Genomic DNA, 12,279 nt, shown 5'->3' on the forward strand with positions numbered 1-12,279 from the left:
GTCAAGAACTTTTTTTGCTTTTTTTCTTTTGCCTTTTCCTCAACGGCAAGAAATAATTTATCACAAAATTTTTCATTAGTCAAGAACATTTTTCATAATATCAAATACATTAAAAAGCTAAGAGTACTTCAACTCTTAGCTTTTTCTGTATCTAATTATTTATTTTCAATAGGCTTCATAGTTGGGAATAGTATAACATCTCTGATTGATGATTGATTAGTTAAAATCATTATCAATCTATCTATACCTATACCTAACCCTCCAGTTGGTGGTAAACCTACCTCTAAAGCATTTAGGAAGTCAGTATCCATCATATGAGCTTCATCATCACCTGCTTCTCTTTGTTTTAATTGTTCAATAAATCTCTGCCTTTGATCTATTGGGTCGTTTAATTCAGAAAATGCATTAGCTATCTCCCATGTATTAATAAATGCTTCAAATCTATTAGTAATTCTTGGATCATCAGGATTTCTCTTAGCTAATGGTGATACTTCTACTGGATGATGTGTAATAAAAGTAGGTTGAACTAAATGTTTCTCTGCGTACTCTTCAAATAACTCATTTATTACATGTCCTCTAGTCATTCCTGGCTTTATCTCTATCCCTTTTTCTTTTGCTATTTTTAATGCTTCTTCATCTGTGTTTATTTCACTAAAATCTACCCCTGCATATTTCTTTACTGCTTCTTCCATGCTCATTCTATTCCATGGTGGTGTTAAATCTATTTCTTTACCTTGATAGTTTATTTTAGTTGTTCCTAACGCTTTTTCTGCAACATATGCAACTAAGTTTTCAGTTAATCTCATCATATCTTCATAATCAGCATAAGCCTGATATAATTCAATAGCTGTATATTCAGGATTATGTTTTATTGACATTCCTTCATTTCTGAACATTCTGCCCATTTCATAAACTTTATCAAATCCACCTACTATTAATCTTTTTAAGTATAGCTCATTTGCAATTCTTAAGTACATATCTATATCTAAAGTATTATGATGAGTGATAAATGGCCTAGCAGCCGCACCACCAGCTATAGTGTTTAAAATTGGTGTATCAACTTCTAAGAAGCCTCTGTTATCTAAATACTCTCTAACTGCTTTTATTATTTTTGACCTTAGAATAAATGTTTGTTTAACTTCAGGATTTACAATCAAATCTACATATCTCTGTCTATATCTTAAATCTGGGTCTTTAAGTCCATGGAACTTCTCAGGTAATATTTGTAATGATTTAGTAAGTAATACGATTTCTTCAGCTTTTACAGAAATTTCACCTTTCTTAGTTTTAAATACTTCTCCCTTTACGCCAATTATATCTCCAATATCATAGGTTTTAAAAATTTCATATTCTTCTTCTCCAATTAAATTAACCTTTACAAAAACTTGAATTCTACCTTCACTATCTTGTATATCAATAAAACTTGCTTTACCATGCCCTCTTTTAGACATGATTCTACCTGCTATCGAAACAAACTTTCCTTCCATTTCATCAAAATTATCAATAATATCCTTACTATGATAAGTCACTTCATATTTTTCTATTTTAAATGGGTCTCTTCCCATTTCTCTAAGTTTATTAAGCTTTTCTCTCCTAAGTCTTAACATCTCATTAAGATTGCTTTCTTCATATGTCATTTAATACACCTCCAAATTACCTAGTTATCTCTAGTACCTCATACCTAATAACCCCATCTGGAACCTGTACCTCTACTATTTCTCCTTTCTTCCTTCCAATTAGAGCTTCTCCTACAGGTGATTCATTAGAAATCTTTCCTTCATAAGGATCTGCTTCTGCTGAACCAACAATAGTATATTCTATTTCCTCATCAAATTCTAAATCTTTAACCTTAACTTTAGTACCTATGCTTACTATCTCTAAGTTAATATCTTCATCGTCTATAATTCTAGCTGTCCTTAATATCCCTTCTAATTTAGCTATTCTCTCTTCTAATTGTGCTTGTTCATTCTTTGCTTCGTCATACTCTGAGTTCTCACTGATATCTCCAAAAGCAAGTGCATGCTTAATTCTTTCGGCTACCTCTTTTCTCCTAACTGTTTTAAGATACTCTAATTCATCTTCAATCTTTTTTAACCCTTCTACGGTTAAAACCACTTCTTTATCTGCCACTTTGCTCTCTCCCCTTCATAACCAATTTTATCTAATTCTGATAATTTTTAATATTATCCATCTTAAATAATAAGCACCGTAAATTTTTTTACAGTGCCATACCCATCTTTTGTATGATGACTATTATAATTTAGGTATATAACATTGTCAAGAGGTTAATAAACTTATTAGTTCAAATTTTCATATAATTACAATCGTACCTATACATGCCCAAAGAACATTTTTCTAGCTTCTTTAAACCTATATCTTTTATTGTTAATCTCAATTTTTACCAAATCTCTAAAATTAAACATCTGTATATTTTGATAAAAATATGAAGGTATTTCTTTACTAAACTCATACCCTGATGGCAAACTTCTTATGTCTTGATCCCTTTTAAATATAAAATCAGTTATTACTGCCGCTATTTTTTTCGTTTTATTTATTTCTTTAAATATTACTCTCTCAACACTAAAATCAAATATAATACTTTTGTCACAAATATCTGATACGTTTAATTTTAGATTATTATTCAGATTAACGATTATACTATATTTATTCAACTTTCTGATAGGTTTTATTGTTGTATATATAGAAAGCCCAATCTCATTTAGAATATCATCTGCTAATTCACTAATAAACTCTTTATCTTCTCCTAAAACTGTAATATATTTAAATTCCTTTGCAATTTCAAAAACCATATTCCTACTTACATCAGTACTATCGCTAATAATAAGAATCTCTTTGTCCTTAAATAAATTATATTTATCCTTAAGTAGTTTTTTTAAAGCGTATATTATCATCTTGCACTTCAAATCTCTACCATCACACACATTAATATTATATTTTTGTTGAATATATTCGATACTCTCACTATCAAGCAAATCAATTCTATATAGAAAAATTTTTTCTATATCTTCTAAATTTAAATAATTAATACTGTTAACTATTCTTTCAATAATTTCTCTATAGTTATCATCTTTATCTTCAAGAAAAATCCCTACTCCATATCCTTTTACTTCATTATTATTATTTATATATTTACATACAATTTTAGGTTTTATTTTTTTTTCAAGATTTAATAATATTCTATCAGGAATAACTTTTATTATTCCTCTTTTAATAAATTTTCTATAATACTGTGGTTCTAAAATATAAACCCATTTACCCTTCCATATAATCCCCCCATAAATTATTAAACTAAAGCTTCCTCCTTATCATTCAAATACTCTATTCTTGGTTTGAATTCTAGAGTATCTAAAGCCTTATCGAAGTCTTCACTAGTCATTTCATCAGGGTTTTTCCCTAAGAAAGCAACAATCATAGCTTCCATTACATTTGTACCAAATGATCTACCATTGAATTCAGGAGTAGTAGTCACTAATATCTTAACTCCTCTATTTTTCATATCTTCTATGTCATATGAAGTTACAGTATTTGTTATTATAATTTTTCCTTCCATATTTTCAGGCATATATCTTTTTATATAATTAAAATCACCAGCTATTATATCTGCCTCGTAGTAGTATTTAGAAAATTTACTGTCAACAGATTTGTTTTGTTTTTGCCCCGTAGGATATAACATTTCGAATGGCATTTTAACAACTATTGGTGCAATTACTCTTGCTATATTATATAGTGTATTATATGATTTGATTTTTATAGGTATTCCTAAGGCAAATATAGCATCTCCATAAACCACATTGCTGCCAGCTTCCTGAAATGCCTCAGCCATACCGTATCTATCAAGTGCTGATGTAATAAGAACCTTCTTATCTTTCAAATTAATAATATTATTTTCATTTATATATCTTATAGCTCTTCTCTCTAAAGTATCTTTTAAAAAAGTACCGTCTAGCATTGGAGTTTTTTTAGCAGCTGCTCTGATTGGAAGTGAATCCTTTATTATGTACCTTTTATCTTTACAAGTTAAATAAATATCTATTCCACCCATTCCAAAAGCATCAATATTACCATCTAATTCCTTAATCAGTTCTATAGCTTTATCTCTATCACCATCTGTACCAATTCTTTCTATTATAAAATCCTCTCCAAAAATATTTACCTCAACCCTATGATTCCTTTTAGATGAACCTAAACTAACACTTACTACTCTCTTCAAAATATTTACCCCCTGTCTTTAACTAATTTAAGAATATTTTCTATAGCTATCAAATCAATTTCAACATCTTCTGTCAAAGGAGATTGACCGATATCTATTGATATAATTTCTTTATCCAATAACTTATGTACTAGAGAATTTCTCATGTCAGAAAACAACGTAATAATTAAATCATAATTTCTTAACTCAGCTATAATATCCAATACCTTATTAAACAATTCTAATCCACTTTTATCTTGTATAAAGTTCCAGCGTTCTTCTTCTGACATTAAAAAATTATATTCAACACCATATTTTAGACAAAGATTTTCTACTTCCTCCTTATTTTTTATCGGAAAACCAATTAAAGCTACACTCTTTCCCTTTCTTATCTCCCCTAATCCTTCTAGTCTAGAAATAAATGTTCTATGAATCCCTAAAATATCTGCAACTTCCTGCTGTGATTTACCTCTTATTCTTAATTCAATAATTTTATTAATATTTCTGTATATTTTATTTATATCTATTACCTTATCTCCAATTCTAACAATATCCAACGATCCACCTCCCCCATTTGTATTGTGCACAATATTGAATTCATACTTATATATTACCATTTTGTACAATTTTTATAAAGAAAAAGATGGTAAAAACTAACCATCTTATAATTTCTCTAAGTATTCACTTAATACATCTATAATTTCATCTTTGTTATCAATAGTATTTATCCTTCTTCTCATATCTGCTGCATTATTCATGCCTTTAATATACCATCCAATATGTTTTCTCATCTCTCTAACTGCAATCTTTTCTCCCTTCAAGTTAGTTAACAACTCAAGATGTCTTATCGCCATATCTATTTTCTCACGATTTGTTGGTGGCGGTATTTCTTCTCCATTTTCAACAAGTGCTACGGTTCTTTTGAAAATCCAAGGATTCCCCTGACTCCCCCTACCTATCATTACTCCATCACAACCAGTGTAATCAATCATTCTCTTGGCATCCTCAGGAGTAAAAATATCCCCATTGCCCACAACTGGAATTGAAACATGCCTTTTAACTTCTCTAATAATATCCCAGTTTGCCTCTCCAGAATAAAATTGTTCTCTAGTTCTACCATGTACAACTACTAAAGCTGCTCCTTCATCTTCGATAATTTTAGCTATTTCTACTGCATTTATGCTTTTCTCGTCCCATCCCATTCTTATTTTTACAGTAACAGGTTTGTCTGATACTTTAACAACAGCTCTTACAATTTGTCTAACTATCTTTGGTTCCTTTAATAAAGCACTTCCATCTCCATTTTTAACTATTTTAGGTGCAGGGCATCCCATATTTATATCAATAATGTCAATATCATCTTGTTTATTCAATATTGATGATACGACATGAGCCATAATATCTGCTTCATGACCAAATATCTGCAGTGCTATTGGTCTTTCATTTTCATCTATCTTCATTAGTTCGTATGTTTTCTTATCTTCATAATAAAGACCTTTTGAGCTTATCATTTCACTGTAAACGAGACCTGCACCTAATTCACTGCAAATCAATCTAAATGCCATATCTGTAATACCTGCCATAGGAGCAAGAAAAACATTATTTTTTGTTTCAATATTACCTATTTTCATTATTTCACCTCATTTCTCCGTTCGTCAAAAAAGTAGCCTGATTAGGCTACTTGTTTCTTTCATATATTATTCTCAAACCTTCTAATGTTAATAACTTGTCTACTCTATTAATAGTTTTTGACTCACTTGCAATTAAAGTAGATAGTCCTCCCGTGCATACAATATTTTTTACTTCTCCCTTTATCTCTTTTTTCATTCTTTCAACAATATAATCAACCATACCTACATAACCATATATTATACCTGACTGCATACTACTTACAGTATTTTTGCATATAACAGTTTTTGGCTTTATCAATTCAATTTTAGGTAATTTAGCTGCTCTTTGAAAAAGTGCTTCACTTGAGATTTTAATACCCGGTGCAATAGCACCCCCAAGATAATCTCCTTCTTCAGATACCGCACAAAAAGTTGTAGCAGTACCAAAATCGACTATTATCGTAGGTCCTCCATATTTTTCATATGCTGCAACAGCATTAACAATTCTATCAGCACCTACCTGTTTAGGATTATCATATCTAATATTCATTCCAGTTTTAATTCCAGGTCCGACTATAAGTGGTTCTTTATTGCAGTATTTTATTGACATAGCTTGTAATGAATACATAAGTGGTGGTACTACTGAAGATATTATAACAGCTTCAACTTCATTAAGTTTAAATCCATTATATTCAAACAATTGATTAATAAGCATACCATATTCATCTGAAGTTTTATTTTTATCTGTAGAAATTCTCCAATATTTTAATAAATTCTTGCCTTCATATACTCCTAATACAATATTCGTATTTCCAACATCAAATACTAATATCAAAATATTCACCTTCTCCTTTGCTATTTATATACAATTTTTAAACATAATTTACTTAGATTTTAGCAATTTTAAAGTCTTTATTCAATACTATTTAAATTTTATTAAATATTTATACATATCCATATATTCCTCTTACTGATATCTCTCCTGATACTAACTTTTCAATCTGTCCATTTTCTTCTATTAATAATTCTCCTTGGTCTGTTATATCTATAGCTTTAGCATTTCTTTCCCCTTTATTAGTAATGATTTTTATTTCTCTCCCTAGTAAAATCGAAGCTTCTCTACATATTTCAATCGAAGTTTTTATACTACCATATTTAATAAGCTCATTATAAAATCCCTCAAAATTATTAAGAACTTCAGCCACAATAAACTTTCTGTCTACATCATGTCCTATCTCAGCCTTAATAGAAGTAGCTATATCCTTTATTTCTTCAGGAAATTCTTCTGAATTTATATTCACATTTATTCCTATACCTATAACTAAATAATTTATTCTATTAAGTTCTGCACTCATTTCTGTCAAAATACCACAAACTTTTTTACCATTTAACACTATATCATTTGGCCATTTTATATAAGCATCTAAACCTACTTTCTTAAGTGCCTTCCATACAGCAGCCGCTCCTATCTGAGTTACTTTCGAAGCATCTATTGGATTAATATCTGGCCTAAGTATTATAGACATCCAAATTCCCTTACCTTTTGGAGATACCCATTCTCGTCCTAATCGTCCTCTACCCATAGTCTGTTCTTCCGATATAACGACTGTACCCTCTTTTATACCTTCAGATGCTAATTGTTTAGCTTTAATATTTGTTGAATCTATACTATCAAAATATACTATTTTTCTGCCGATATAATCTGTTTTTAAGTATTCTGCAATTTCTCCATAAGTCAATATATCTGGTGTATAAGTTAACTTGTACCCTTTTCGTGTAACTGAATCTATTAAATACCCTTCTTCTCTTAATTGATTTATATATTTCCATATTGCTGTTCTGCTTACATTTAAAGTATCACTAATACTTTGTCCAGAAACAAACTTATTATTATTTTCTTTAAGTAGCTTCAAAATTTCATCTTTCACTTTTTTTCCTCCTTAACAGAGCATTTATTAAGCACAATAATATTATATCATTTACAAAAAAAAATATGGTAGTAATACTCCATATTTCCTAATAAACTGCTTTTACAACGTAACTACCATATGGTATATCTTCAAATTCATATTTACCAAATTCATCAGTAAACCTAAAATCTATAGGGGTATATTTATCTTCATCTTCTACTTTATATAAAATAACTAATGCATCTTTTATAGGACTATTACTTTCATCATAAATAGTACCATTAATTTTAGTTTTACTAACTCTATTTTTTAAAAATATGTCCGTTTTATAAATATCTTTCAAATCTTCTATGTCTAAAACTGCTTCATAAGGATAATATTTTGAATCATTTATAGCTAACTTGTATTTTCCTTTTACTATACTTGAAAATATAAATTGACCATATTCGTTTGTACAAGTATATTTATAAAGTTTTTCATTTTTAAATAATGTAACCGTAATATAAGCTATTGGTTTTTTATCTTTATCAAATACATGTCCTGTTATCAAAGTAGACCTATATGCTTCCTCTTCTAAAATGATGTTATATATGATACGTCTGGACTTTATATTTATATAGCAGCTTCTATGAGTTTTATAATCATTTTTTTCTGCTTCAATTCTAATTTTACTATTTAATCTAACACCATTATATGTATAATATCCATCCTTGCTGCTATATACATAACCAATTATACTTCCACTTTCATCAACAAATTTTATCTTTACATCTTCTAATGGACTACCTCTGTTGTCCCTTACATGACCATAAATCAAAGCATTATTGAAATATTTATTTTCTTCCAGATATAAATCTATCCTTATTTCAGGATTTTCCTTATTTACTTCTCTTGTTTCAGATTGCCCTAAAATATACTTTTCCATAATTTCACCTACTTTTTTATGTATGATAGGCATATAGATAAACTATATGCCTTCTTATTAAGCAGAGATTTCAGGTGCCTGTTTACTAGCTTTAATTTTATAATTTCCTTGTTCAACCTGTTCAAATAGATATAATCCTTCATCATTAGTTTTAGTTACTCTAATAGGAACTAATATTTCTTTTCCATTTTCATCAATATCTACTCTAAATAATATTACAAATGCTCCTTCTATTGGTACTCCATCTTTGTCCTTTATAATACCATTTATTGTTCCCTTTCTAGTTACTGGGTCAATTGGCATAGAAATAATAACATTTCTTACTTGATTTGGCTGATCTATTACTACATTTATATCAACACTTGTATAACCTAATTTACTAGCTGATACATTATAAATACCTTGTGCTAAATCAAAGAAAATAAATTGACCATATTCGTTAGTGTAAGTGGTTTTTAATATTTGTGGGTTTTCTGGGTCAGTATTATCAATAAGTCTTACAATAGCACCTTGTAATGGCTGTCCTTGTTCATCTGTTATATCTCCTGCTATTAAGCTATTATTAGTGCTAGAAACTGGTGTAAGTGTAAAATTTCTCTCTATCTGCTGACCTGTCTGAATTGTGAAAGAAATACCCTGATTTAAATTATAATTATCTTTAGTTGCAAAAATTAGATATTGTTCTCCTGGTGTTACATTATTAATTGTATAATCCCCATTTATATCCGTTATTGCATGATAAAGAGGGTTATATTTTGTATCAGTTATTTTAACAGTAGCCCCTTCAATCGGAGTACCATTTCCATCAACAACCTTTCCAAAAACAGTACCTACCTCTACTAAAATGTTATCTTCAAGCTGTAAATCTATACGAATCTCTTCGCCTAAGTTAGTTAGCGAACGAGTTTCAGATTGCCCTAATTTATATAATTCTTTAAATTCAGCCATATTACCACCTCACAACAATTATTGTTCTTTATTTGCTTTCACTATATATTTACCTTGAGGAACATCTCCAAACAAATATACTCCACCAGCTATAGTCTTTGTATATCTTATAGGAATTAACGTTGGATTTTCTGGATCTCCAGTTACTTCGTAAAGAATAACTACAGCCCCCTCAATTGGATTGCCTTGCGAATCTTTTATAATTCCATTAATAGTTCCTTTAGATTGTTCAGGTGCAATTTGAATTGTAGTTTGCAATCTAGTTATTGAACCAGGTTGAGTTATCTGAATTTCTACATCTGTAGTTTTATATCCTAATCCTGATAAACGAACAAAATAATTTCCAATTGGTAAATTTACAAATGCATACTGTCCATATTCATTTGTTATAGTTGATACTACGACAATTTCCTGATCATTTTCCATCCTAATTAATGTTGCTTGAAGGTTAGACACCGGATTATCATCTATATCAACTACGTGTCCAGCAATAGCTGAGTTACTTGCATCTGGATCTGGCTGCATTACTATATCTAATGCTACTGTTTGCCCTGCTGCTATAGCAATTGCCTGTGTTTCAGCTAATAGATATCCTTGTTTTATTGCATACACATGCAATTCAGATGCTGGGATTATATTCGAAATATCATATTTTCCATACGCATCCGTTAATGTGTGATACAAAGGGTTATGGTCTTTATCTAATACTTTTACTAAAGCGCCTTCAATAGGGTCTCCATTAGGATCTGTAACAGTACCTGTTATTGAACCTGTATCTAAATACGGATTTACATCAAGCTGAACGTCTAAACGTATCTCTTGACCTATATCTTGAATTTCCCCTAATTGAGATTGTGTTAGTTTATATAATTCAGACATTCTAATGCCCCCTTTTTTTCTCTATTACACTTTTCCTGATTTATATATATGACAATTCTATATAGGCTGTTACATAGTTGATTATCAATAGCTAATAATAGAGGACATGGAATAGGAGATAGACAAAAATAAAAAGGACTCTAAACAGAGTCCTTTTAACCTCCAAAGAACATTAACAATACTCCTGCTGCTATTGCAGAACCAATAACTCCCGCAACGTTTGGTCCCATAGCATGCATTAAAAGGAAGTTAGCTGGATTTTCCTTTTGTCCTACCTTTTGTACAACTCTAGCTGCCATAGGAACTGCAGACACTCCTGCGGCACCTATTAATGGATTTACTTTGCCTCCAGAAACTTTATACATAATCTTTCCAAATATAACCCCTGCTGCTGTTCCTATTGAAAAAGCTATTAGCCCTAATACAATTATCTTAATTGTTGTTATATCAAGAAATGACTCAGCTTTAGCTGTAGCACCAACTGTTAATCCTAGGAAAATTGTAATTATATTAGATAGTGCATTTTGTGCAGTATTTGAAAGTCTTTCAACTACACCTGATTCTCTAATTAAATTACCAAACATAAGCATCCCAAGAAGTGGTGCTGATGATGGTAATAATAATATACTGAATGTAGCAACAACTATAGGGAAAATAATCTTTTCCTTTTTTGAAACTGGTCTTAGCTGCTGCATTTTAACTTTTCTCTCTTTTTCAGTTGTAAGTGCTCTCATTATTGGTGGCTGTATAATTGGAACTAATGCCATGTAAGAATAGGCAGCCACGGCTATAGCACCTAATAGATGAGGTGCTAATCTAGTTGTTAAATATAATGCAGTAGGTCCATCCGCTCCTCCAATTATACCTATAGATGCAGCTTCAGGTCCTGTGAATCCTAAAAATATAGCGCCAATAAAAGTAAAGAATATACCAAATTGTGCAGCTGCTCCTAAAAGTAAACTTCTAGGATTAGCAATCAATGGACCAAAATCAGTCATCGCACCTACACATAAGAAAATAATTGGAGGATAAATCCCTAACTTTGTTCCCTGATATAGGTAATATAATAGTCCTCCTACTTCTTTAGTTTTATAGACCATTTTACCTGTTACAGGATCTTTTACTAACTCTTTTACAGGTTCAGCCATAAGGCCACCTAATGGTAAATTAGTAAGCAACATACCAAAAGCAATTGGTATTAATAAATACGGCTCGTATCCTTTTTTAATCGCCAAATAAAGAAGTGTGGAGGCAATTACAAGCATTATAACTTCCTTTATAGTTAATGCGGAAAAACCTGTACTTGTCCAAAACTGTTGCAATATATCTAAAAACATTTAGGTTTACCCCACTTTCTGATTTATTTAAATTTATTCAAGTGATACTAATGCATCACCTGCATTTACAGAAGCACCTTTAGTTGTATTTATACTAACTACTTTACCATCTCTTGGTGCTACTATTTCATTTTCCATTTTCATAGCTTCAAGTATTACTAAAACTTGACCACTCTTAACATTATCTCCTTCTTTAACTTTTATATCTAATATAGTTCCTGGCATTGGAGCTTCTACTGTTTCAGCTCCTTGTGGAACTGGTTTTGCTTCTACTTCTTTTTTAGGTTCAGCTTTTGGTTCTCTTTTTATTTCCTTTTCTGGTGTTTTAACAACAGGTTTATCAACAACAGGTGCACTCACTCTCTCTGATGCTCCCTGTCTTACTTCTTCAACCTCAACCTCATATTTCTTTCCATTAACTGTAATTATATATTTTTTCATTTTTTAGCCTCCTTATCTA

General features: G+C 30.4%; 13 protein-coding genes. All 13 read right to left on the minus strand.

The genetic code is table 11. The annotated features are described in order from the left end of the window. Positions 1-155: 155 nt before the first annotated feature. A complete protein-coding gene (gene lysS, locus BFN48_RS09135; protein WP_069650604.1) occupies positions 156-1,637 on the minus strand; it encodes a lysine--tRNA ligase in 1,482 nt (493 codons plus the stop codon). Positions 1,638-1,653: 16 nt separating this feature from the next. Next, positions 1,654-2,130, minus strand: a complete 477-nt coding sequence (gene greA, locus BFN48_RS09140; RefSeq protein WP_069650605.1) for a transcription elongation factor GreA — start codon at positions 2,128-2,130, stop codon at positions 1,654-1,656. A gap of 200 nt (positions 2,131-2,330) precedes the next feature. Continuing rightward, complete coding sequence (locus BFN48_RS09145) at positions 2,331-2,993, minus strand: hypothetical protein (RefSeq protein WP_176718858.1); 663 nt, start codon at positions 2,991-2,993, stop codon at positions 2,331-2,333. 311 nt (positions 2,994-3,304) lie between these two features. Beyond that, a complete protein-coding gene (locus BFN48_RS09150; protein ID WP_069650607.1) occupies positions 3,305-4,231 on the minus strand; it encodes a quinate 5-dehydrogenase in 927 nt (308 codons plus the stop codon). Positions 4,232-4,236: 5 nt separating this feature from the next. Further along, complete coding sequence (locus BFN48_RS09155) at positions 4,237-4,767, minus strand: helix-turn-helix domain-containing protein (protein WP_069650608.1); 531 nt, start codon at positions 4,765-4,767, stop codon at positions 4,237-4,239. A 105-nt stretch (positions 4,768-4,872) separates the two neighbouring features. Continuing rightward, positions 4,873-5,841 carry a tRNA dihydrouridine synthase DusB gene (dusB, locus tag BFN48_RS09160; protein ID WP_069650609.1) on the minus strand — a complete coding sequence of 323 codons (969 nt, stop codon included), beginning with the start codon at positions 5,839-5,841 and terminating at the stop codon, positions 4,873-4,875. Positions 5,842-5,887: 46 nt separating this feature from the next. Continuing rightward, on the minus strand, positions 5,888-6,664 hold the full coding sequence (locus tag BFN48_RS09165; protein WP_479722814.1) for a type III pantothenate kinase: 777 nt from the start codon (positions 6,662-6,664) through the stop codon (positions 5,888-5,890). Between the two features lie 100 nt (positions 6,665-6,764). After that, complete coding sequence (locus tag BFN48_RS09170; RefSeq protein ID WP_069650611.1) at positions 6,765-7,748, minus strand: biotin--[acetyl-CoA-carboxylase] ligase; 984 nt, start codon at positions 7,746-7,748, stop codon at positions 6,765-6,767. Between the two features lie 88 nt (positions 7,749-7,836). Then, complete coding sequence (locus tag BFN48_RS09175) at positions 7,837-8,655, minus strand: MSCRAMM family protein (RefSeq protein WP_069650612.1); 819 nt, start codon at positions 8,653-8,655, stop codon at positions 7,837-7,839. Between the two features lie 57 nt (positions 8,656-8,712). Next, positions 8,713-9,603 carry a carboxypeptidase-like regulatory domain-containing protein gene (locus BFN48_RS09180; RefSeq protein ID WP_069650613.1) on the minus strand — a complete coding sequence of 297 codons (891 nt, stop codon included), beginning with the start codon at positions 9,601-9,603 and terminating at the stop codon, positions 8,713-8,715. 18 nt (positions 9,604-9,621) lie between these two features. Then, positions 9,622-10,482 (minus strand): carboxypeptidase-like regulatory domain-containing protein, encoded by an 861-nt coding sequence (locus tag BFN48_RS09185; RefSeq protein WP_069650614.1) that lies wholly within the window; start codon positions 10,480-10,482, stop codon positions 9,622-9,624. 155 nt (positions 10,483-10,637) lie between these two features. After that, positions 10,638-11,819 carry a sodium ion-translocating decarboxylase subunit beta gene (locus tag BFN48_RS09190; RefSeq protein WP_069650615.1) on the minus strand — a complete coding sequence of 394 codons (1,182 nt, stop codon included), beginning with the start codon at positions 11,817-11,819 and terminating at the stop codon, positions 10,638-10,640. Positions 11,820-11,852: 33 nt separating this feature from the next. Then, positions 11,853-12,260 carry a biotin/lipoyl-containing protein gene (locus BFN48_RS09195; protein ID WP_069650616.1) on the minus strand — a complete coding sequence of 136 codons (408 nt, stop codon included), beginning with the start codon at positions 12,258-12,260 and terminating at the stop codon, positions 11,853-11,855. Positions 12,261-12,279: the final 19 nt, after the last annotated feature.

The sequence above is a fragment of the Caloranaerobacter ferrireducens genome, from assembly GCF_001730685.1.
Taxonomy (GTDB): domain Bacteria; phylum Bacillota; class Clostridia; order Tissierellales; family Thermohalobacteraceae; genus Caloranaerobacter; species Caloranaerobacter ferrireducens.